At 64.2% G+C, this 21,952-nt stretch carries 19 protein-coding genes and 1 pseudogene; 5 read left to right on the top strand and 15 right to left on the bottom strand.

The window, feature by feature from the left end; all coding sequences use genetic code 11:
- Positions 1–4 precede the first annotated feature (4 nt).
- The 7 genes from THIDRDRAFT_RS02275 to THIDRDRAFT_RS02245 all read right to left on the bottom strand — a co-directional run bounded on the left by THIDRDRAFT_RS02275 (position 5) and on the right by THIDRDRAFT_RS02245 (position 6,742).
- Positions 5–1,810, bottom strand: a complete 1,806-nt coding sequence (locus tag THIDRDRAFT_RS02275; protein WP_007039172.1) for a V-type ATP synthase subunit A — start codon at positions 1,808–1,810, stop codon at positions 5–7.
- Between the two features lie 4 nt (positions 1,811–1,814).
- The gene (locus tag THIDRDRAFT_RS02270) at positions 1,815–2,462 is read right to left on the bottom strand and encodes a V-type ATP synthase subunit E (RefSeq protein WP_007039171.1); all 648 of its coding nucleotides are present in this window, start codon (positions 2,460–2,462) and stop codon (positions 1,815–1,817) included.
- The gene (locus THIDRDRAFT_RS02265; RefSeq protein ID WP_007039170.1) at positions 2,459–2,830 is read right to left on the bottom strand and encodes a V-type ATP synthase subunit F; all 372 of its coding nucleotides are present in this window, start codon (positions 2,828–2,830) and stop codon (positions 2,459–2,461) included. Before THIDRDRAFT_RS02265 ends, THIDRDRAFT_RS02270 begins: the two co-directional genes overlap by 4 nt.
- Positions 2,831–2,884: 54 nt before the next feature.
- Positions 2,885–3,340, bottom strand: coding sequence for an ATP synthase subunit C (locus THIDRDRAFT_RS02260; RefSeq protein WP_007039169.1), 456 nt, complete (start codon positions 3,338–3,340; stop codon positions 2,885–2,887).
- Between the two features lie 70 nt (positions 3,341–3,410).
- Positions 3,411–5,285, bottom strand: coding sequence for a V-type ATP synthase subunit I (locus THIDRDRAFT_RS02255; RefSeq protein WP_007039168.1), 1,875 nt, complete (start codon positions 5,283–5,285; stop codon positions 3,411–3,413).
- 73 nt (positions 5,286–5,358) lie between these two features.
- Positions 5,359–6,420: a V0D/AC39 family V-type ATPase subunit gene (locus tag THIDRDRAFT_RS02250; RefSeq protein ID WP_007039167.1), complete on the bottom strand. Its 1,062-nt coding sequence runs from the start codon at positions 6,418–6,420 to the stop codon at positions 5,359–5,361.
- A 4-nt stretch (positions 6,421–6,424) separates the two neighbouring features.
- Positions 6,425–6,742 (bottom strand): hypothetical protein, encoded by a 318-nt coding sequence (locus tag THIDRDRAFT_RS02245; RefSeq protein ID WP_007039166.1) that lies wholly within the window; start codon positions 6,740–6,742, stop codon positions 6,425–6,427.
- 215 nt (positions 6,743–6,957) lie between these two features.
- On the opposite strand from THIDRDRAFT_RS02245, the gene THIDRDRAFT_RS02240 reads away from it, so the two are divergent.
- Together THIDRDRAFT_RS02240 and THIDRDRAFT_RS02235 are read left to right on the top strand one after the other, a co-directional pair.
- On the top strand, positions 6,958–7,776 hold the full coding sequence (locus THIDRDRAFT_RS02240; RefSeq protein WP_007039165.1) for a transglutaminase-like domain-containing protein: 819 nt from the start codon (positions 6,958–6,960) through the stop codon (positions 7,774–7,776).
- On the top strand, positions 7,773–8,558 hold the full coding sequence (locus THIDRDRAFT_RS02235; protein ID WP_007039164.1) for an N-formylglutamate amidohydrolase: 786 nt from the start codon (positions 7,773–7,775) through the stop codon (positions 8,556–8,558). The genes THIDRDRAFT_RS02240 and THIDRDRAFT_RS02235 overlap by 4 nt, the downstream gene beginning before the upstream one ends.
- A gap of 48 nt (positions 8,559–8,606) precedes the next feature.
- Here the strand turns inward: THIDRDRAFT_RS02235 and THIDRDRAFT_RS02230 are convergent, their stop codons facing one another.
- The 4 genes from THIDRDRAFT_RS02230 to ubiG form a co-directional block, all read right to left on the bottom strand.
- Positions 8,607–9,392 carry an SDR family NAD(P)-dependent oxidoreductase gene (locus THIDRDRAFT_RS02230; RefSeq protein WP_007039163.1) on the bottom strand — a complete coding sequence of 262 codons (786 nt, stop codon included), beginning with the start codon at positions 9,390–9,392 and terminating at the stop codon, positions 8,607–8,609.
- Positions 9,393–9,600: 208 nt separating this feature from the next.
- Entirely contained in the window at positions 9,601–10,431 is an 831-nt protein-coding gene (locus THIDRDRAFT_RS02225) for a squalene/phytoene synthase family protein (RefSeq protein ID WP_007039162.1), read from the bottom strand.
- Positions 10,428–11,114 carry an HAD family hydrolase gene (locus THIDRDRAFT_RS02220; RefSeq protein ID WP_007039161.1) on the bottom strand — a complete coding sequence of 229 codons (687 nt, stop codon included), beginning with the start codon at positions 11,112–11,114 and terminating at the stop codon, positions 10,428–10,430. Before THIDRDRAFT_RS02220 ends, THIDRDRAFT_RS02225 begins: the two co-directional genes overlap by 4 nt.
- The gene (ubiG, locus tag THIDRDRAFT_RS02215; protein ID WP_007039160.1) at positions 11,107–11,829 is read right to left on the bottom strand and encodes a bifunctional 2-polyprenyl-6-hydroxyphenol methylase/3-demethylubiquinol 3-O-methyltransferase UbiG; all 723 of its coding nucleotides are present in this window, start codon (positions 11,827–11,829) and stop codon (positions 11,107–11,109) included. Before ubiG ends, THIDRDRAFT_RS02220 begins: the two co-directional genes overlap by 8 nt.
- Positions 11,830–12,488: 659 nt before the next feature.
- Here ubiG and THIDRDRAFT_RS02210 point away from each other — a divergent pair.
- Positions 12,489–12,890, top strand: coding sequence for a hypothetical protein (locus THIDRDRAFT_RS02210; RefSeq protein ID WP_007039159.1), 402 nt, complete (start codon positions 12,489–12,491; stop codon positions 12,888–12,890).
- A 40-nt stretch (positions 12,891–12,930) separates the two neighbouring features.
- Here the strand turns inward: THIDRDRAFT_RS02210 and nadA are convergent, their stop codons facing one another.
- From nadA to THIDRDRAFT_RS02190, 4 genes are all read right to left on the bottom strand, one after another.
- Positions 12,931–13,971 carry a quinolinate synthase NadA gene (gene nadA, locus THIDRDRAFT_RS02205; RefSeq protein WP_007039158.1) on the bottom strand — a complete coding sequence of 347 codons (1,041 nt, stop codon included), beginning with the start codon at positions 13,969–13,971 and terminating at the stop codon, positions 12,931–12,933.
- Between the two features lie 100 nt (positions 13,972–14,071).
- A complete protein-coding gene (locus tag THIDRDRAFT_RS02200) occupies positions 14,072–16,486 on the bottom strand; it encodes a penicillin-binding transpeptidase domain-containing protein (RefSeq protein ID WP_007039157.1) in 2,415 nt (804 codons plus the stop codon).
- Positions 16,483–17,409, bottom strand: coding sequence for a PP2C family protein-serine/threonine phosphatase (locus THIDRDRAFT_RS23505; protein WP_007039156.1), 927 nt, complete (start codon positions 17,407–17,409; stop codon positions 16,483–16,485). The genes THIDRDRAFT_RS02200 and THIDRDRAFT_RS23505 overlap by 4 nt, the downstream gene beginning before the upstream one ends.
- The gene (locus tag THIDRDRAFT_RS02190; RefSeq protein WP_007039155.1) at positions 17,409–19,052 is read right to left on the bottom strand and encodes a hypothetical protein; all 1,644 of its coding nucleotides are present in this window, start codon (positions 19,050–19,052) and stop codon (positions 17,409–17,411) included. Before THIDRDRAFT_RS02190 ends, THIDRDRAFT_RS23505 begins: the two co-directional genes overlap by 1 nt.
- 204 nt (positions 19,053–19,256) lie before the next feature.
- Between THIDRDRAFT_RS02190 and THIDRDRAFT_RS02185 the strand changes: the two genes are divergently transcribed.
- Both THIDRDRAFT_RS02185 and THIDRDRAFT_RS24345 read left to right on the top strand, forming a co-directional pair.
- Positions 19,257–21,722: an FtsW/RodA/SpoVE family cell cycle protein gene (locus THIDRDRAFT_RS02185; protein ID WP_007039154.1), complete on the top strand. Its 2,466-nt coding sequence runs from the start codon at positions 19,257–19,259 to the stop codon at positions 21,720–21,722.
- Positions 21,709–21,873: pseudogene (locus THIDRDRAFT_RS24345) on the top strand (AAA family ATPase); the annotation flags it as partial. The gene THIDRDRAFT_RS02185 and the pseudogene THIDRDRAFT_RS24345, both read left to right, overlap by 14 nt.
- Positions 21,874–21,952: the final 79 nt, after the last annotated feature.

Below are 21,952 nucleotides of genomic sequence, written 5' to 3'. Positions count from 1 at the left end.
CCCCCTATTCCACTTCCGTTTCCCCTTCATGCTTCGCATATTCAATTCGAATCCCTTCCATCGTCTTCTCGACCTCTTTCCGAAACGCCTGGATTTGGTCTAGCTGATCGCTCGAATACATGGATTTGATCCTGCGCATTTTGGCCAGGAGCGGCAGGTTTTGGAGTTCGGTGACGGGGACGCCGAGTTGAATCAGCGATTCCCCACTGCGGTAGATCCCAATAGCCAGATCCAGCAGCGCGAACTGTTTGACGGGCGAGCAGAAGGTGTCGATGTCATCGAGCGCGCTTTGTTGCAATACGCCTTCCTTGATGAGCGAGGCGCCTTCCAACTCCCAACGCTGGGCATCGGAGAGCGCCTCTGGGCCGACCAGGTTGACGATGCGCGAGAGTTCGGCGTCGCGGGCGAGGAGGGCGAGGGCGGCGGCGCGGCGTTGTTCCCAGTTCGGATCGACCTCCGTGTGCCACCACTGGGCGGCGGTGTGGACGTGTCCGGAGAAGCTGGTGACCCAGTCGATGGATGGATAGTGACGGGCGTCGGCCAGCTCTTTGGAGAGCGCCCAGAAGGTCTCGATGATGTCCTTGGTGTGGCTGGTGACGGGCTCGGAGAAGTCGCCGCCGGGCGGGGAGACGGCGCCGATGAGGGTAACCGAGCCGGAGCCGGCGTTGTAGGTCTCGACCCGGCCGGCACGCTCGTAGATGGCGGCGAGGCGGGAGGCGAGATAGGCCGGATAGCCTTCCTCGACCGGCATCTGGCCGAGCCGGCCCGAGACCTCGCGCAGGGCCTCGGCCCAGCGGCTGGTGGAGTCGGCGAGCATGACCACGTCGTAGCCCATGTCGCGGTAGTACTCGGCCATGGTCATGCCGACATAGACCGACGCCTCGCGCGCCACCACCGGCATGTTGGAGGTGTTGGCGACCAGTAGGGTGCGCTCCATCAGCTTGCGGCCGGTGTAGGGGTCGTCGAGCTGGGGGAAGGTTTCGAGCACGTCGACCAGCTCGTTGCCGCGTTCGCCGCAGCCGACATAGATGACGATGTCGGCGTTGGACCAGCGGGCGATCTGCTGCTGGACCACGGTTTTGCCGGCGCCGAAGGGGCCGGGTACGGCGCCCTTGCCGCCCTTGAGCTGGGGAAAGAAGCTGTCGATGACGCGCTGGCCGGTGATGAGCGGCGCGATGCCGTCGTCGCGACGCAGATAGGGGCGTGGTTTGCGTACCGGCCAGCGCTGATACATGCTCAGCCGGTGGTCGTTGCCCTTGGCGTCGCGTACCCGGGCGATGGTGGACTCGATATCGTAGTCGCCGGACGGGGCGATCTCTTCCAGCTCACCCTCGACGCCCGGCGGCACCAGGATGCGGTGGAGGATGGTCTGGGTTTCCTGGACCGTGCCGAGCACCGTGCCTGGGCTGATCTTGGCGCCGGCCTCTAGTCCTGCTGTGCGCTCGAACTCCCACTGCTTGGAGCGATCCAGCGCCGGAATGGAGATGCCGCGGCGGATGTAATCGCCCGATTCGAGCGCGATCTTGGACAGCGGACGCTGCACCCCGTCGAAGATGCCGCCCATGAGTCCGGGACCCAGCTCGACCGAGAGCGGCCAGCCGATGCCGATCGCGGGTTCGCCGGGTCGCACCCCGTCGGTCGATTCGTAGGTCTGGACCACGGCCTCCTGGCCGCGCAGCGAGATGACCTCGCCGAAGAGCCCCAGTTCGCCGATCTTGACCTGCTCGCCGCTGCGCACGCCGGGCAGCTCGATGGTGACGATGGGGCCGTTGATGTCGCGGATGACGCCGACTCTGTTCGCTTCGTTCATGCTCTCATCCGGTAAAGAGGTTGGCAGTGTCGAACCCGCCGGGAAGCAGGCGTTCGAGAATGGTCTGCTGGATCTTGGGGCGCAGCCGGTCGAGCCGGCCCTCGAAGGTCTGGTCGACCCGGATCCGGCTGTCGTGGCTGGTGACCAGCACACCGGCGAGCGTATCGATGGCGTGCGCGCTGGAGGCCAGCTCGACGGTCTTGTCGGTCGGGAGCGACGGGCGAATCTGCTCCCAGCGCGCATGGAGGCGGTGCTGGTCCTGGTTGTTGGCCGAGACCACGAGCCGATCGCCCTCGATGATCGTGACGGCGTTGAGAATGAGACTGTCGAGCCAGGCGTCGTATTGCGCCTCGTCCTCCATGAACCGTCGCATGCGATCGGTGAGGCGCCGTTCGACGCCCTGCACCAGATTCCAGCGCATGCGGTCGAGATGGGTCTGCATCTTGAGCTCGCTGGCCTGCACCCGTTGGTGGAAGGCGCGTTCGCCGAGCGACTTGGCGATGGCTTCCTCGCGCGCCTCGCGCAGACGCAGACGTTCGGCGGCATCGCGCAGGATGCTGTCGCGGCTGTGTCCGGCGCGCTCGTGGTATTCGCTGGCCAGGCGCTCGGCGCGGGCCAGAATGGCTCGTTCCAGTTCGTCTACCTGATTCACTGTGGTTCTCGCTCTCCGGTTTGACTGGATTCGAGTGCGGCGGCGCCGAAGAGGGCCGCCAGACGCCGAGCCACATCGCTGGAGAGCGTTGGCGGCGCGTTGAGCGCCGGCACCGCGATCACCAGGATGCGACCGCCCTCGCGTCGGGCCTGCTGCAGATGCGGGATGTTTTGACCCATGATGGCGTCGTCGACGATGACGAAGGTCCGCTCGCGCGTGCGCTGCAGGTCGCGGAAGATGCGATCGACCTCCTCGGGCGAGGGATCCGGGTGGACCTCGAAACCGATCAGGCGGAAGCCGTCCGCGAGCCGACCCTCGCCGAGGAACAGCATGCGGGTCGGGTGACTCAGGTCCTGGTGGGTATCCATCTTAGGCTGTGTCCGGCTCGGATCCTGTTGACTGGCTCAAATCGTGCGGCCGGCTCAAATCTTGTTGAGCAGCAGGATCGAGATGACCAGGCCGTAGATGGCGATACCCTCGGCCAGGCCCAGATAGATGAGCGTGCGGCCCAGGTTCTCGGGCTTTTCGGTGATGGCCGCGAGCGATGCGGCACCGATGGGGCCGACGGCGATGCCGGCGCCGATGGTCGAGAGACCGGTCGGAATGCCCGCACCGATGATGGCCAGACCCATGCCGGTGGACATCTCCTTGAGCCCCTCCGCCGCCGCGCCTGCGGTCTCCGGGCTGGCCAGGACGTCGTTGATCCCAAGTATCAGCAGTGCGAGCTGGGCGCCGACGAAGACGACCAGTTGGGTTCCGAGGGCTGGCTTGTACCAGCCGCGAATCGAGGTGACGAAGCGTGGGCGCCATTCCAGATAGAGTCCGGAGACGATCAGGCCGAGAATGGCGACGGACATGAGGGCGACGAGCCAGTACATGGTGAGCTCCAAAGTCATATGTGAGTGGCGAGGTTGCTGTTGAACGTGTGTTGCCGGGCTGGGCGTTTCATCACGAGAAGCCGCGACGGAAACGCAGCGGTTTGAAGGCGTGCCCATCCCCTGAGAAATAGCGCGAGAATCCTTCGTAATATTGCAGACGCATCACCTGAATCATGACGATGCCTCCCTCCAGTACCAGGACGAAGAGGTTGCCCAGGATGACGGTGACCACATGCCCGAAGGCGCCCATCATGTCCGCCAGTGTGAAGACGGCGATGGAGAGCGCGACATGGTTGAGGCTGAAGGCCGCAACACGCAGGAAGGACAGCGTGTTGGAGACATAGCCGATGACGGTCTCCAGGGTTTCGATGAAGACGACCAGGATCTTTTCGCCCAGTCCACCGTCCTGGTGCCGCCAGCTGTGCCAGGCCAGCGCGGCGAGCGAGCCGGCGACCAGAACGACGGTGTGGATGCCGATTCCCCCGCCGCGCGCCACCTCCAGGCCGCCGGCGACGAGCGCCAGATAGAAGATCAGGTTGACGACGCCGTGGTGTCCGAACAGCGCACCCGACCAGTTGCGGATGACGAGACGGTTGTAGATGGCCAGCAGACAGGCGGTGGTGATGAAGATCACGCCCCAGACGAGCGCGATGGAGAGCATCAGCAGGGGGTCGCTGAGCGGGCTCATCCAGAGCGCCGGCAGGACGTGCTCATAGCCGAAGACGCTGCCGTAGACGAGTCCGAAGCCCATCGAGGCGAATCCGGCCAGCAGACCGAACAGCCAGAAGCGTCCGAGCTTGCGACGTGCCAGGAAGGCGGCACCGGCAATGACCGCGCCCTGTCCGAGATCGCCGAACATGCTGCCGAACATGAGCAGGAAGGTGATGGCGAACAGGGGCGTTGGGTCCACCTCGCCATAGGATGGGATGCCGTATTGATCGACCAGCATGGCGAATGGGATCAGGAGTCGGTTCTTGGAGGCGACGGTTGGAACCAGCGGACGTTCCTCGGGGAGCGGATCGCGCAGGGTCAGATCGAAGGGTTGGTCGAGCGTCTTGCTCAGGCGCTGCTTCAGGCGTTCGACGGCGCGCGCGGGAACCCAGCCGGCCAGGTGCGCCAGATGTCCGGCGCTACGCAGCGAGGCGTCCAGTTCCACCAACGGCTCGGCCAGCAGGAGGGTGTGCCGAGCCTCGATCAGTTTGGGGCGCTGAGGGGCGCTCCAGCGAACCAGCGTCTCCTCCAGTGTGCGGCGCTGCTCTTCGATGCCGTTGAGTCGCGCCGCCAGCTCGCGTTGCAGCTCGGCCGGGGGACGGTCGAGTCCCTGCGGGATCGGCAGCCGTTGGAATCCGGCCGCCGATAGAACGGTCGTCAGCGTGGATTCCTTGTCACCCTTGGGGCCGACGATGACCACGTGGGCGTTGTCGTCCTGCTGCATGTAGACATGCAGGATGTGATGGGCCAGACCGACGGCGCCCTCCAGTTGACGCAGGTTTTCGCGCGGGACCAGGCCGATATGGATATCGAGGAAGCGCGTCTTGGTTTGCAGCATTCCCAGGTCGATATTGAGCTCGGCGAAGTTGGCCAGCGCCGCCTGCTGTTCCTTGACCAGCCGTTCCTCGTCGTCGAGCAGGCGGAAGTCCTCCTCGTAACCGGAGGTCTCGTCCCAGAGCGGGCCGAGCCAATCGTTGAGTTGGATGAGTTCCTCGGCATCGATCACCCGGATGGGCGCGATCTCGGCGACGGGATCGAGCGGGATGTGCCGGACGATCTTGTCCAGACGCGACTTGGCCTGAATGAAGACCTCGCGGTACTCGCGTCCGGGCAGGCCGGCGAGCTGAGTCTCGGTCGGCGGACGCGTGTCCGGGTGGAAGCTCTCGGTTTCGGCCAGGGCCAGAGACGCCTGCGGCAGGTTCTCGGTCAGAACCAGTAGGCGGACGTGCTTCATTGGCATGGGCCTCAACATAGCTGGGTCTCTTTATCCGATGGTTGGTTGGCGTCCGACTGGTGTCGCTCCCGCCTCAGGCGGCTTGGCCCGCGCCTGTGGCGCATTCCGGGTCGATGAGGTTGAGCGCCATCTCGACCCGGTCGTTCGGAAACCCGAGCAGTCGTCCCTGAACCACGGCGAACAGTCGCATCAGATCGGCCTCTCGGAGCATCAAATAGGCCAGCGCCCGGGCGACGCCGGACGGGCTGCGCGCCAAGAGCCAGCGGATTTCGCGTTGGGTGTGAAGCTCCATGCGCCGCTGCACGTCCGCGATGGTTCGGCAGTCGGCCATCGTTTGGTTCAGAGGTTCTGGGAGTGATTCCAAGATACGTTCCAGGTTTTCCAGGTTCACCAGATTCAGCAGGCGCTCGCGGGTCAGCAGACGGGGCGAGGGCACGAGCTGGTAGAAGGTCTCGGACGGCGAAAGCTGATAGGAGAAGCGGAAACGCAGCATCCAGAGCAGTGCGGTCCGGTCTAGCTCGACACCGATGAGACGGCGCAGCGAGGCCTGCTGGTGGCTGTCAAAGGTGAGGATGCGGTGTGCCAGATCGGCGAAATAGTGCTGATCGACTGTAGCTTCCAGGGCGAAGGGCTCGCGTTGCTGCTCGTAGACCTCGCGCGCCTGGCGCGCGATCCGGTGATGCGGGCCTGCCTCAAGCTGGCGCAGCATCTCCAGGACGTTCTCGGCCCCGAACAGCGCCCGGTCGGGTAGCCGGATGCTCTCGGGCAGGTCGTAGAGATTGTCGCCGATGTCCTTCTGGTCCAGTTCGTAGAGCTTGCCCCGGATCAGCGTTTTGAGATTGAAGAGCGCGTACTTGCGTCCCCAGGCCAGCAGCAGGCCGCGCTCGGCGGACTTCATGGGGCGGATCAGGATCTGAAGCTCGGTCATCAGCAGCCAGATCAGGCTCTGTTCGACGGCGCGGCTGCGAGCGGCGGTCGTGTGCTGCTCGTCGAGTAGGGCGGTCAATCCGAAACGCTCGGCCAGCGCGGGCAAGGGCATCTGGATGAGTTGTTCGGCGAGGTCGGGCGGGAAGAGCCGCGTGGCCATCACCGATACGCGCGTGTTGAGATAGGCCTGATCTGCGACGTCGCTCATGGCGTCAGCGCTCGACCCCGGTCAGGATCTGGAAGGCCGTCTCCAGGGCCGCCTCTTCGCGCTGCTCCGCCTGGTCCCTGAGCTGGATGTGGCGTTCGTCGTAGCGGCGTCTGAGCTCGGCGATGGTCTGCTCCGCCTTTTCCTCCGACTTGGCGATGAAGGAGCGATGCAGATCCGGAATCCGAGCCGTGAAGCGTTCGTTCTCCGACTTGGCGTCGGCGATGGCCTTCTGGATGATGCGTTCCTGTTCCGCTTCGGCTTGCTGAGCGATCTGTTCCGCGCGCATCTCGGCGTCGAGCAATCGCTTGAGTGTGTCGTCCATATCGGATACCTGCGACTACTAAGGCTCTTTACGCATACATTACGCGAACCGGCAGAGAATTGCGCGCGGGCTGTCGAGGAATTGTACGTCTTCGCAGCGGTCTTAGACCGAGGTCGTTCAAGGACGACGCACCACCTTCATTTCCATGAACCCCGCCCGCTGTCGACCACGCGGGCCACCATTGAAGCCAATGGATTTCCAACAGGAGTTGACCGATGCAGATTCGACTGGGCTACGAGATGGTCTATACGTGCCCTCAGCGCACGCCCATGATCCTGACACTGAACGTCCACTACAGTCGGGCGTCCGATCTGGTCGCCCCCGACCATGTCGTCACCCAGCCAGCGGTTCCGGTCATCGCCTATCGCGACGGATTCGGCAATTGGTGCAGCCGTCTCGTCGCGCCTCCTGGGGATATCCGCATCAGCACCGACACCATCATCAACGATAGCGGTCTGTTCGATGCGGTCGATACGACAGCCGTCCAGCATGCGGTCGAGGACCTGCCCAGCGAGACCCTGGTCTATCTGCAGGGGAGCCGCTACTGCGAGACCGACCGCCTCTCGGAGATCGCCTGGTCGCTGTTCGAAAAGACGCCTCCGGGGTGGCCGCGCGTGCAGGCGATCAGTGATTTCGTCCATCAGCACATCACCTTCGGCTATCAGTACGCCCGCGCCACCAAGACCGCGCTCGAAGCCTTTCAGGAGAAGGCTGGCGTCTGCCGCGACTATACCCATCTTGCCATCACCTTCTGTCGCTGCATGAACATCCCCGCGCGTTACTGCACCGGCTATCTGGGCGATATCGGCGTGCCGCCCGCCCCCGAGCCCATGGACTTCTCCGCCTGGCTCGAGGTCTATCTGGGCGGGCGCTGGCACACCCTGGATCCGCGCAATCTGGTGCCCCGTATCGGACGGGTTCTGATCGCCCAGGGCCGTGACGCGGCCGATGTGCCGCTCAGCAACGCCTTTGGTCCGAATACCCTGAAGAGCTTCCGCGTCTGGTCCGATGAGGTGGTGGCGGGCGGCGCATGAGCGGCGATTCAGCGGAAGGGGCGCGCGTGCTCGACCCCGATGAGCCGCCTGCGTTCGAGCTGGTCAATCCGCACGGGACGGCGCGGCTTTTGCTGGTCTGCGATCACGCCTCCAATCGGATCCCCAAACGACTCGCGGGTCTTGGCCTGGCACCCGAGCGTCTGGGCGAGCATATCGCCTGGGATCCCGGCGCGGCGGCGGTTGCCAGAGGACTTGCGGAGCGACTTGATGCCCCGCTGATCCTGGGCGGCTATTCGCGTCTGGTGGTCGATCTCAATCGCCCATTGGAAAGCGCGGAACTGATCCCGGAGCGTAGTGACGGGGTTCCGATTCCCGGAAACCGGAACCTGGACCAGGCGGCCCGAGAGCAACGACTCGCGACGCTGTTCTGGCCCTATCACCAGGCCATCGCCGCCTGGCTCGACGCCCATGCGGATCCCGCGACCTGCCTCATCGCGCTCCATAGCTTCACGCCCCAACTCGATGGCGAGCGCCGCTCCTGGCACATCGGGATCGCCCACGGACGCGATCCGCGACTCGCCAAACGTCTGCTGCGGGGACTCGCGGTGCACGAGGATCTGGTCGTCGGAGATAACTTTCCCTACGCGATCGAGGATAGCCACGATTACACCCTGACCAGACACGGCGAGCGCCGAGGGCTTCCGCATGCCATGATCGAGATCCGTCAGGACGTGGTGGAAACGCCCACGCAGATCGAGGCGTGGGTGAGTCGGTTGGCTTCGCTGTATGCGTCCGTTGGTACGCTGGAAGAGCGATATTGAAGCAGGGGGCGCGCACCGGCGTGGCCGGGCGCGCCGGATTCCTGTGGCTCAGGTCAGTCGACCCGTCGTGGCATCGACGCTGCAACGCTTGCCGGTCATGCCCTGGGATTCCGCGCTCAAAAGCTGGATGTAGGCTTCGGTGACCGTCTCGGGAGCCGGAAGGGTGGAGGGATCCTCGCCGGGATAGAGGCTGGCGCGCAGGGCGGTGCGCAGGATTCCGGGGTCGAGACTGTTGACCCGGATGTGGCTGCTGTCGCGCGTCTCGTCGGCCAGCACCTGCATCAGACCCTCGATGCCGAATTTGGCGGCGGCATAGGCACCCCAATAGGCCATGCCGGTGCGACCGACCCGGTCCGAGGTGAAGACGATAGAGGCGTCCTTGGACAGACGCAGGATAGGCATGCACGCCTGGGTCAGCATGAAGGGCGCGGTGAGGTTGACTCGAATGACGCCCTCCCATTCGTTGGTGTCATAGTCGTCGATACGGCTGAGGAAGGGCGCCGAGGCGGCGCAATGGACCAGGCCGTCGAGCCGCTCGAAGGTGTCGGCGACGATGTCGGCAGCGGCGATGAAATCGCGTTCGCTGGCCGTCTGCAGGTTCAGCGGCAGGATGGCGGGCTCGGGTCCGCCGTTGGCGACGATGGCATCGTAGACCGGCTCCAGGTCGACCTCCTCGAAGGAGGACAGGATCACTGTCGCCCCCTCGGCCGCGCAGGCTAGTGCGACGGCGCGTCCGATGCCTTCGAGCGCGCCCGTGACCAGGATGACCCGCTCGTTGAGCCGTTGGCCGCGATCGTTCGATGGAGTGTTTGATTGAGTGCTCGATTGATCCATTGCTGGATGATCCTCGTCTTGCGAACTATCACCCGATCGGGATCGGCTCTCGCCCTGACCCCGTTCGAGTCGGTTGGTGTGATGCCGGATCGATCGGCTCGGTCCGGCTGGTGGTGATGATCGGCTTTAAAAATCGGGATGCATGGTCCGCCTTGGAGCGGCCAGCGACGCGTGTCTTTGAGTCTTCTTGGTTTCGAACGGTTCCGAATCAGCGCTCACGCCAGGCATGCCAGAGTTTGAGGATAGGGGTGAGCGCGATGCGTTGGTTCAGGACGTCGAATCCGCTGGATGCTAGCTCGGTCAGGAGCAGGTCGCTCAGTCGGGCGCGGATGCGGAGCGTTCTCGGCAGGGTCGCGCTGCTCGGGGCGATGTGGGCGCGCAGGGTCTGTGCGTCCTCGGCGATGCGGGCGAGTAGGGCGCGTAGCTGGGTCTCGTGCTCGGTGAGTCGGATCCGGTGCCGGTCGAGGCCCGCCTCGGCGAGGCGGTCGTTGGTCAGACATCCGTGACGGCCTCGGCGCAGCGACCAGCCGCTGTCTCGGATGCCTTCGACCAGACCGCAGTAGGTACCGAGTTGGCGGGCGGCGTCGATGGCGCTCGGATCGGTTTGGCCGTGACAGTGTGCGATCAGCTCGAAGAGCGCTCCCAGATCCTGCTTCGCCTCGGCTGCGAGGGCGGTGAAGTCGTTCGGCTGCGTTGGCGAGAGGCGCTCGACCGCGCTGGCGAGCAGCTCACGCAATGGCTCGGCTGGCAGTGCATGGCGCTCGCGCACGGAGGTCAGTTGTCGGGTCAGCGGATGCCGCGCGGTGCCGTCGAGGCTGCGTTCCAGTTCGTGCGACCACCAGTCGAGTTTGGCGGCGGCGACCTGGGGTTCGCTGACCTGGTCGGGCGTGGTGGCGATCTCGTGACGCCAGGCGCAGAGAACGGCCAGGTCGTGACGCAGAGGCGCTGGCGCGAAGCGCAGGCTGTAATAGCTGGAAGAGCCGGGCGGGGTGGCCGCGTTGGGGAAGCCCCAGCGCTCTTCAGGTGCTGTTTCCGTCATGAGTCGATGGGTGCGGACAGCCAGTCGAGCGTCTCCAGCGGGTGGGCGATGAGTCCGTGCGCGCCCCAGTCGGTTGGTGCGGTTTCGGTGCCGAGATAGCCGAAGAGTGCGGCGAGCGTGCCCATGCCGGCGGCGAGTCCGGCATGGATGTCGCGTGCGTCGTCGCCGATGTACCAGCAGCGGGCCGGCTCGATTCCGAGCAGGCGGGCGGCGTGCAGCAGTGGGTCCGGATGCGGCTTGGGTCGGGGCGTGGTGTCGCCGCAGACGATGCAGGCGGCACGCTCGCGAAAGCCGAGTTGCTCCATCAGTGGCTCGGTGAGGGCGGTCAGCTTGTTGGTGACGATGCCCCAGGGAATGCCGCGTGCTTCGAGCGCATCGACCAGCTCGGGAATGCCGGGGAAGGGCCGGGTGCGCTCGACCAGGGCGGCGGTATAGAGCTCCAGGAATTCGGTCTTCAGTGGCTCGAAGTCGGGGTCCTCCGGCGTCAGGCCGAAGCCGACCTGGAGCATGCCGCGCGCCCCGTGCGAGACGTACGGGCGGACCTGCTCGAAGGGCAGCACCGGTTTGCTGTGACGCGCGTGCAGCCGGTCGAGCGCGGCGGCCATGTCTGGGGCTGTGTCGGCGAAGGTGCCGTCGAGGTCGAAGAGCACCGCGCCGTCACGTACGGCTGAGCGCTCAGGCATCGGTGTCGCGCACGCAGGTGACCAGATAGTTGACCTCCAGGTTGTGCGGGTCGAGCCGGTAGGTCTGGGTCAGCGGGTTGTAGCTCATGCCGCTCATGTTGATGGTGCGCAGCTCGGTCGGTCGGACCCAGGCGTCGAGTTCGGACGGGCGGATGAAGCGCGAGAAGTCGTGGGTGCCGCGCGGCAGCATGCGCATGATGTATTCGGCCCCGACGACGGCCATCAGATAGGACTTGGCGTTGCGGTTGAGCGTGGAGAAGAAGACCTTGCCGCCCGGACGGACCAGTCGGGCGCAGGCGCCGATCACGGAGGCCGGGTTGGGGACGTGTTCCAGCATCTCCATGCAGGTGACCACGTCGAAGGCCCCTGGCAGCTCGTCGGCGAGAACCTCGACCGGGACGCGGCGGTACTCGACCTCCACGCCGGTCTCCAAGGTGTGCAGCTCGGCGACGCGCAGCGGCATGTCGCCCATGTCGATGCCGGTCACCGTGGCGCCTTGGAGTGCCATGCTTTCGGACAGGATGCCGCCGCCGCAGCCGACGTCCAGGACGCGTTTGCCGGCCAGCCCGTCGGCGCCGCGCTCGATGTAGTCGAGACGCAGCGGGTTGATGTCGTGCAGTGTCTTGAATTCGCTGTGCGGATCCCACCAGCGCGAGGCGAGTTCCTCGAACTTGCTGATTTCGGCGCGATCGACGTTGGGATACTGTTCGGTCATGGTCTATGGATCCGGTGGTTGGTGCTCAATCGGGCTGCAATCGCACGGGCCGAAATCGTGGGTCGAGATCGCCAGGGCGGCTGGAATGCCACGATTCTGAAAATGGCCGCCATTCTAAACGAGCGAGAAGGTCGGCGCGTAGCGCGCTTGTTTTGGTGGTCCGACTCTGTCGGGCGCGGGCGCTCGGTTTGTTGCGGCCAGGCGCGCTCGGACCTCCGTGAGCGCGCATCCGAGCAGGTTGCGGCCGCGCCAGTTCAGCGCATTGGACGCCTGTGGATGGTCTCGGTTCACTCCGATTTCGCAGAGGTTGGCCTCGACAGGATGCGCGCGGGTGGCTCTATGCCTCATGCGATGCGGTCGCTGATGTCGCCTCGCACAGTTTTCCCCAGATGCAGTGCATATCCCTGTGGATAAACTGTTATCAATGGGTCTAAGCGATTCTTGCATATTAAGAATCTGTGACTGGTCGAATCTTGTTCGCCTGGCGTGGGAAAATGGGTCGAACATGTCCTGCATGATGACCTTCGACTTGGGTTCATGGCCCTGGAGGTCATGGGGGGCTGACTCGCGAGCTGCCTGATTGGTCGCTATCCTTGGATGGATGGGGTGGCCTGGTGCGATCGCCAGGCCGTGGTCACGTTGATCGCAACGAGCAACAGATGACGCACTCAACGACGAGAATGCTCGATATCTATCCTGAACGGCGGCTCGTCATTGGACGCTTTGCCGGGCCGATCGATTATCAGGATGTGATCGCATGGGTGCAGGATGCGATGGGCGAGGAGACCTTTTCGAGCGACTACGACGGTGTCGTGGATCTGCGCCGGTCGATGCTGAAGGATGCACGGCCGGACAAGGCCCGATTTCTCGCCACCTATACGATCGATGCGGGCTTCACCCAGGGGAGATGGGCGATCCTGGTGGATCGCCCCAAGGAAACGGCACTGTCCTATATCTTCTCGTCGATTGCCGAAGGACGGTATCCGGTCCAGATCTTCTCGACGACCGAGGCCGCCTCAATCTATCTGAGACGCGATCTTTCGGATTTGCTCCCGGAATAGGCGTCGGCTCAAGGCTGTAGGGCGGACGGATCGGCGGGTCCTAGCGGCGGGAGAAGTCGAGCATGCGGCGAATGGGTACGAGCGCGCGCTCGCGGATCGCTGGATCGATCTGGATCTCCTGGTCGCCCGTTCGCAGCACCGTCTCCAGATTTTGCAGCGCGTTCATCGCCATCCAGGGACAGTGGGCGCAGCTTTCGCAGGTCGCGCCCTCGCCGGCGGTCGGGGCCGGAATCAGCGTCTTATGTGGAGCGACCTGGCGCATCTTCCAAAAGATCCCGGCATCGGTGGCGACGATGAATTCCGGGTTCGACATCTCCGAGACCGCGTTGATGAGCTGGCTGGTCGAGCCGACCAGGTCCGCCTGATCCACCACCTCGTCCGGCGATTCCGGGTGCACCAGCACGGCTGCGTCCGGGTGCAGCTTGCGCACCCGTTCCAGCGCGAAGGATTTGAACTCCTCGTGCACGACGCAGGCGCCGTTCCATAGAAGCATGTCCGCGCCGGTCATGCGCTGGACATAGTGTCCCAGGTGTTTGTCGGGGGCCCAGATTATCTTTTCGCCCTGGGCGGCCAGATGCTCGATTACCGGCAGCGCGATGCTCGATGTGACCACCCAGTCTGCGCGCGCCTTCACCTCGGCGCTGGTGTTGGCGTAGACCACGACGGTGTGATCCGGGTGCGCGTCGCAGAAGGCGGTGAACTCGTCCGCTGGACAGCCTTCGTCCAGCGAGCAGGTGGCACCCAGCTCCGGCATGAGGACGCGCTTCTCCGGATTGAGGATCTTGGCCGTCTCGCCCATGAAGCGAACGCCGCAGACCACTAGGGTTTTGGCCTGGGTCGTGGTGCCGAAACGGGCCATTTCGAGCGAGTCGGCGACACGGCCGCTCGTCTCTTCGGCCAGCTCCTGGAGGTCGTCGTCGGTGTAGTAGTGGGCGACCAGCGTGGCATCCTCCGCCTTGAGCAAGTCGCGGATGCGCGTCTTGAGCTGGGCCTTTTCGTCTGGAGACAGGCTGGGCCACTGAGGATGGGGCGGTACGCTGACCGGGTGTGGCTGGAGACCCTCGGGGGCCGGGTTGGGCATTCTGATACTCCGCATTGGTAAAGACGTCCGTTGCCCTGGCTCGGCGTCGGACAATGCGCTCAATTCTAACGGCTGGTGACGATGAGATGTGAAGCGGTGTTCATCCGTCGCTGTCCGATGGCGAGTCTGGGATACGGCTGAGTAGATCCGCAACGATGGAGCCGCATACGTCACCGCCGAAACCTTGGGTGTGGGTCACCATGCAGGCGAAGGCGAGCCGATCCGAGCCCCCTGGAGGCTGGTGCCAGCCGATCAGCCAGGCGGTACCGTATTGTTCCTTTTGGCCTGTCTTCTGTTGCTGTGCGACATCGGCCGTGCCGGTTTTGGCGTATGTGTTACACCATATCTCGGGATCGGTTTCGCTAAAGGCCTTGGCCGCAGTACCGGCCTGCACGACATCGCGCATGCCTCGGCGCACGAGCGACAGGTCCAATCCCAAAGGCGTCGGTGCCTTGAGTCGTACCGGATCCGCGTTCCAGGCCGCATCCAGATGCGGATGCACGATCGCCCCGTCGGACAAGGTGGCGGCCAAAGTCGCCATGCGCAAGGGAGTCACCAGCACACCCTGACCGATGGCGCTCTGGGCGATGATCCAGCGCAGTGGCGTGGGTGTCTCGCCGAGCAGGTCGATCCGATCTACGCTCATCTGTGGCGAGCGGTCGCCGAGCGACGCGGGCGGTGCGGCAAGCAGCGATTGACTGGAGCCGAATCCCAGTTGGCGCATGGTGCCTATCAGTCGAAGGTCGGGTTGCGGGCGCTGGTTCAGGGGACGAGGATCGTTCTGATAGCGGTCGGCGGCGGTTCCGTCGAGTTGCAGCGCCAAGGCCGAGAACCAGGTATTGAGTGACTCGCGCAGTGCGCTGGCGACGCTCAAATCATACTGGGGTGCGGTCTGTCCTGGGCACCTGGCTCTGGGCCGGCTCGGGGATGGGTTCAGCAAATTCTGCAGCGTTTCTCCGCCGAAGTTCTTGATGGTGTGACGCCCTCCGCTCGGATGGCCGCCTTCCACACCCGCATAGGGATCGATGCGTGTCGATGTCAGTCCGAGTCCTGTGAGCCGTTTGAAATCCGCAACGGAGAGTCCGCGTAACATTTGACCGATCTGCGGTCGATCGGCGCTGGCCTCTAACCCGGCGAGTGCGATCAGTGGCTTGAGGGTCGACCCCGCCGCCTGATGACGGTCCACACCCTCCCAGGCGCGCATCTGCAGTGGATTGGCCAACGGATAGATGCGGGAAAATGCCGTCAGATCCCAGTGCGTGACCTGATTCAATGGCGGTGGCTGTGGATGGCCGGCGGCGGCGAGAATTGCTCCGTCCGAGCGGAGTAGGACCAAGGCGGCTCGGCGCTCTGCGGACCGGGAATCCTGCGTGTCCAACTCCTTGAGCTTCTTGGTGAGTGCAGCGTTGGCGGCCGTTTGCAACCGGCTGTTCAAGGTGAGGGTCAGCCGGCCGGCGGGGCGAGCGGCGCCGAGCATGGCTCCGAGCCCGTAATAATCCTCGGGTCCATATCCGACCAAAGGGATCAAGCCGAGCCTTTCGGCTTCGGGGGTGGGGTGGAGCTCCGAATCGAGCAGGGGCACGCCATCGATCGTCGTGACGGACCAGATCGCGGGTGCGCCTCCGCTGCCAGGCCGAGGCGAGTGCCAGACGGGTGTGCACTTCGCTGCCTCGTCCTGCGTTTTACTCTCCGAAACGCCGACCTGCAGACCCTGCGCGTTCAGGCTGGGATTGCGTGCTGGATGAAGGCGGAGTGTCGCGGACAGCTTCCAGCCCCCCTGGGGCGTGCGTTGCCAGGCGGACGCGGGAATGCGCCATTCGCCGACCTGGTTGGTGTGTTGTGGGTTTCGGTCGAGACAGGTGGGTGTCGGGCGGTTGTTCCAGGCCGGCGGTGGTGCGTAGGCGATGGACCGGCCTTCGGGCATCCCGTCCATGAATCGACCGATATAGAGGACATTCAACGACAGCGGCTTGGCCGCGTTGAACTCGCCGCGCCATTCGATGCAATCGGACGTTGAAGCGACGGCCGTCCAGGGAGAGAAACCCAGACGCAGTCGACCCTGGTGAACGTAGCCGAACGACGCGTCGACCAATGCCGGGGTGTTGATGAGTCGATCGTCTTTGCAGCCGTAGGCTCTCCAGACCGCGTGGGTCACGCCGCTGGAGGCGCCATTGTCGCGAACGGCGGCCAGGCGGCGGCTACGGTTCCACAGCCCGATCTGGTCTTGCAGGCTTATTCCGGCGGCTGTGCCATAGAGATCGTGCACCTGCTGCATGGCCGACGGTTCAGGGTTTTCACTGCGCCAGGCCGCAGCCAAGGCGGCATCTGGAGGTGGAGGTTGCAACCGTGCGTCAGGGGCAATGACCAGCAGATCGGAGTCGACGAGTCCCTCGAATAGGTCCTGGGCGGCGGTGTGGGCGCCGGTCAGCTGGTGATTCGGAGGGGTGAAGGTCAGCATGCGCCAGGCAATCAGGATTCCAAGCGCGCTCAGCGTGAGCGTGGCGAAGCGACTCATGAGGCGGGTTCCGGGTCGAAGTGACCAATGATCAAGGTCGTATTGTCAGTGCTTCCCGCATCGATCGCCGTTTGAGCCAGGTCGCCGATTGCGCCGGGAACCATGAGTTCGGTCGGGGGTGGCAGATCGCATCCGATTCCACTCCATAAACCATCGGTCGCCAAGATCAAGGGTGTGCCTCTTGGCAAGTCGATCGTGCGGAGATCGGCGTGCCCCTGCAGTGAGGGTGATAGGTCGTGCATGGCATCGAGCCGGATTTCGGGGGCGAAACCGAAGCTTTCATGGCCCTCCGCATCCATGATGACACCCCAAGTCCCATGTCCAAGCGCCTGGGCGAGGGGTTGGTTGCGTCTCTCGCTCTCGGCGGCATAGGCCGAGGGATCGATGCGTCCGTCACGATAGCCGAATTCGGCCAATGTATGGTCATGGGTCAGAGGGTGCCAGCGATCGTTCATCCCGAGCCAGGCACGGCTGTCGCCAAGATGCAGCAAATGACAGCGACGTCGGAGCCGATCGATTTCGGCCCAGACCAGTGTGGTTCCTGGGCTGTTGGCTTGGCCGGTTCCGAACTGGCGAAGCAGGTTTCGATGCAGATCGACGACGGCGCGGCGCTGCTTGAATGTCGATTGGCAGGGTGGCAATCGCCGCAGCGCATCGACGGCCGCCTCGGCGATTTCGCGTCCATGGGTATGGCCGCCCATACCATCCAAGACGGCCAATCGGATCCAACGGCTCGGCCAGGAGGCGCGCGTCTCCTCGGCGGCGGATGCGTCGCGCAGCCAACGCGCCTTGGGCTGTCCATCTGAGCCTTGCGCAATGATCAGATAGTTGTCCTGATTCTCGTGCCTGAGACCGGTGAGGCTGACCGCCTCGGTCTTGAAATCAGGCAGTAGCGCGGAGATACAGCGTCCGATGACACCCATCAACCACCCTTGGAGCGAAAGCGCAGCAGATAATTGCCGGCGAGCAGGCCATCCCCGGGTGGAATGCGCAATGCCTGACCCTCTTGGTCGTCCTGCATGGGTTGGAGACGACCGTTCCGATCGAGGTGCATGAGTGAGCAGTTCGGTTTGCAGGCCTCGGCCAGCAACTGGTCTCCGTCCACCCAAATCCAGGCGTGGCTGCGCGACACGCTCAGGTTGCAGAGCGTGAATCCAGGATCGATGCCGTTGGACCAGAGCAGCCCGCCGGGCTGGGCCAGCTGATCCAGTGCAATATCGGGCCGACTACCGGGGTTCGTCGGATCCGTGCGTCCCAATAGACGCCTCTCGTATGCCGGTGAGTAGAGGTCGGGTCGAGGAAGCGATAAAAGCCCTCGGCCTCCCGGTGACTCGAACGGAAGCAGTTTGGCATCGGTTTGGCCGATCTCGACCGGCTCAGTCAGGTGTTCGCCAAGCGTCTGAAGCGGCTCGCCTGGAATGGCGAGCGAGAGGCCGCGTCCATCCAACTGCACGCGAATGAGCGTGTCTGGATACCGTCCGATCTGCTCTGGCGTTGCCAGCGTGCCGTCTTGTCCCAACCAGATCGTCCACTGTCTCAGTCCCTGATGCAGCGCTGGGAGCGCAATGGCTTCGAGCTCCAGGGTGTAGGGAGAGACCGGTGAGGGCAGGCCGGGTATCAGTGTGCCGCCGGCGTCGCCGACTGTCTGCTGCTGTCCGAGATGCGCGGGCGCGAGTTCCAGCGAGAGTATTTGTTTCGCCTGGCCATCGGGACTGCGAAGCTCGAAGACCCAGCCGTCTCCGTGTCGTCGTTCGCTGGCCTTCCAGTCGTTCCCGCTGCTGCCATACGCCGCCCACTCATTGACTCCCGTGCGGCGCAATAGGAGATAGGCGTCATCCGGGGTGTGCCAACCTGGCACCGGTATCGGGCCGCGTCCCTCCGGTGTCAGCAATAGACATTCCTGATCTGCATAAAAACCCGGTGGCTGTGCGTGCGTGTGTCCAGTTGGCAACCAGCGTAGCGACTCCAAGACTAAAGGGGCCTGGTTGAGGCTTGGTAACAGATCGAAGGCTGGCTGGTCTTCGGGATCGGGAAGAAAGACGGCAGGACCGAACAGGGAGACGACGCGATCGTCAGGCAACTGCGGATCGGGTCGCAGCAGGTAACGTGGCGGACGCCCGGTTGGCAGGCTGGCCTTGAAGGCTTCTCGATGGCGGAAGATCAAATTTTGCGCCGCCACCTCGATACGTTCGCCGCCCGTCGCCCGGATATCCTGATCCCAGGCCCTCTGAGGGATCGAGAGGATGACGTCGGTGAAGCAACGATCGCCCAGAACCCATCGTCCGTGATTGGGGTCGCTCAACCGAACCCAGCGTCGATGATCTTGAAGGGCGCGACACAGGCGTCTGTTGGGCTCTCCGCTGGATAGCTCGCGGATATGGCGTCCGCTGCCGCCGCTATTGTCCCAAAGCGCATCCGCATCGAGTGGATCCTCGACTCCGCTCAGGGTCAGATTCCAGAGCAGATGATCGTCGTTCGGTGGCAGCCATTCATTGCGGCGGTAGGAAACGGACGCGTCTCCCGAACCTCCTAGGGCTTGGCGAACGCGGTTGATGAAGTCGACCATGGCATGTCAATCCCATTTCGAATCCGAGTCGCGCGGCGGTCATGCTCGACGCATCGTCTCAGTGCAAGGCTGTGCTTGGAGGCGCTGAACGGTATGATCTTCGTGGCCGATCGGCCTCTCCTTAAACCGACTTGACCGCGCGACTTCCGCCCCTGTTCCTCGAAGTCTGAGCGGCGAGTGTACCCTGGGTTCCTGAATTCGCACATGCATCAAGATCGCTCGCTCGGTCCCTTTTCGTTAGCGGTTCTACTGTTGCTCGGTTACGGCTATGCGGCTTGGTTGCTGCTGGCGCATGCACCAAGCGGCTCGGTCGTGGCACAGGTGACGATTGCGCTCGGATCGGATGAGAGCCCCCTGATTCTTGGCCGAAAAGAATTGGGGCAGCGTCCAGGCAGCGATTCTGCGGTCTTGGATCATCTGCGCGTGCGGCACGACGCGTCGGGCTGGTGGGTTGCCAATGTGTCCGATCGACGTCGGGTCGATGCGCCAACGAGCATGCATCCCACACGCTATCTGCGCCGCTGGTCTCTAGCCCCAGGTGACCGTTTGAGCCTGGATGGCAGGGTGATCGAGGTGACCGAGGTCCAGGCGGATCGTCTGATTCTTTCCGCACCCTCTGGTCGCGCCCGTTGGGAAGCAGGAACGCTCTTCCAGGAACTGGAGCCCTTTTCCGGCTGCCCGGACGAAGGCGGCGATTGGTGGATGCACCGGGTGCGGCCCACGGCCGAGCTTGCCCTGTTTTCGATCGGCGGTCAGGTTCCTTGTTCGACGCGCTGGTCCTTGCCGGGCCTGCCTGCCAAAGGTGTCCGTGTGCTCTGGTCCGAGGGGCGTTTTTGGCTGGCCCCTGGAACGGCCGAGGTCCGCTTCTCTCGCGCCGGCGAGCCGCAGTGGCGTGGCTTCGGTGACTTGGAGTGGCGTCTCGACGATCCGGTCGAGCCGGCACAGCGTCTGGTCTTGGGGCGTACCAGTTACAGGCTCACCTGGACGGATGCCGGGTCCGATGGCTCGGCCCTGACGCTGGTACCGACCCGAGGAACCGATGTCTGGCCGGAGGAGCGGGGCGTGACGCGGCTTGTTTCGCGAGATGAGCGTGTGTCGCCGGACTGGCGGCCATACGCGCCGACCGCTGCTATGCCGTCGATGACCGAATGGATGGTCGGGCACTGGCCTTGGGGCTGTGCCGCACTGGTCTTGGCCTTGGTTGCCGGAGTGCTCGAACTGCGTCGGCCCAGGCCGTATGGACAGATACCGCTTGGCGTTCGGCTGACCGCTTCGGTGCCGGCGCCTCTGTTCGGCATCCTGGCCTTGGCGACCGCCTGGACCGGTCTCGTTTCCCCGGCGTGGTTGTTGATGTCGATCGGTCTGGGTTGGGGGCTGGCGACGCTGCTGCTCGGTCTCGGTGGCCGGCTCGCCGGTCCTGTCGGTTGGTTGTGGTCGGCTGCACTGGGCCTGGTCTTGGTCGGTGCACTGGTACAGGGACAACTGGGGCTTGGTGGCGACGATACCCGTTGGCTCCTGATCGCCCAGGATCACTGGCGTCTGTTGGCTCTGATGGGGTGGTTGATCGTCCCGCTGACCCTGGTCCGGCGCGAGACCTTCGAACGTTTGGCGACCCAGCTGACCGATCCGGAGGCATCGGCCGCCTGGAGACGTGCGCGTCTCTCACTCTTGTCGGGCGCTGTGCTCGTATTGCTGGCTCAGGGACTGTTCGGGCGAGAGGAGGGGCTGGCTGGCGTGCAGCCTGTCGAAGGCGTCAAGATCCTCACCGCATTGCTGCTCGCCTATGTGGCACGGCGGCTGTGGGCGCGCCGTGTCGGTCTCGTCACCTATCATCGCGTTGCGCCGCTGCGCTCCAGCCTGGAGCTGACAGGGATTGCACTCTTCTTCCTGACGTTCGCCTTGGCTCTGCTCTGGGCCGTGCATGATATGTCGCCGGCCTTGCTGCTCCTGATGCTGGTGCTCCCTGGGATGTGGCTGGTCGCGCCACATCCGCTCGGCGTACCGAGCCAGGGTGCGCGATGGACCCGGGTCGGAATCGTCGTGGCGATCATACTGGGGCTTGGTCTTCTGTTTTGGATCTATGCCGATCCGGACATGCTGCCGCGCTGGTTTCCGCAATATGCACGACTCATGGCCTGGGCACAGCCTGAGCGTTTTCCCGAGAGCGGCTATCAGGTCAGGTTGGCCTTGGATCTGGCCGCCGAGGGAGGGCGCATGGGGCCAGTGACCGGTCCCTTCGGCTGGAACGGTGCCGTGATGGGGTTGCCCGTGGTCCAGAACGATTTCATCGGGGCCTTCGTGCTCAACCGTGCCGGTTCCGTCGGCGGCATCCTCGTCCTGCTGCTTCAATTGCTGTTCGCCGGATCCCTGTTTGCCTTGAGCGAGCGGCTATCCGCCTGGGGGCGCCGTCAGGATGTCGCCCAACAGGGACTGGGCGTCTTTTTGTCGTTCGCGCTCTTCGCGCTGGCCTGGCTCTTCGTCGCCCATGCGCTCATCGCCTGGGGCAATGTGCTCGGGCTCCTGCCGGTCATGGGGCAGCCCATGACCTTCATCGCCAGTGGCAACAGTCACCTGCTGCTCTTCGCCTTGCCGTTGCTGCTGATCGGGCTGGCGAGTGGTTGGATGATGGTCGGGGCGGATAATCGGTCGTCGAGGTTTGGCGAACCATGAGACCCCATTGAAGAAGCTCCCCATCGGCATCCAGACCTTGTGCGAGATCATCAAGGAGGGCTACACCTATGTCGACAAGACCGCCCACGCCTTGGCGCTGGCCAGCTGCGGCAAATACTATTTCCTGTCGCGTCCGCGCATTTTCGGCAAGATCGCTTGCTCGACCAGCTTGCGGTGACGGCCTAAATTGGCCAAAGCCGAGCTAAACGGTTGTCTCGCAAAATACGCCT

This window comes from Thiorhodococcus drewsii AZ1 (genome assembly GCF_000224065.1).
In the GTDB taxonomy this organism is placed as follows: Bacteria; Pseudomonadota; Gammaproteobacteria; order Chromatiales; family Chromatiaceae; genus Imhoffiella; species Imhoffiella drewsii.
Note: the sequence above shows the minus strand (reverse complement) of the source record. Positions and strands in the feature narration are given on the sequence as shown.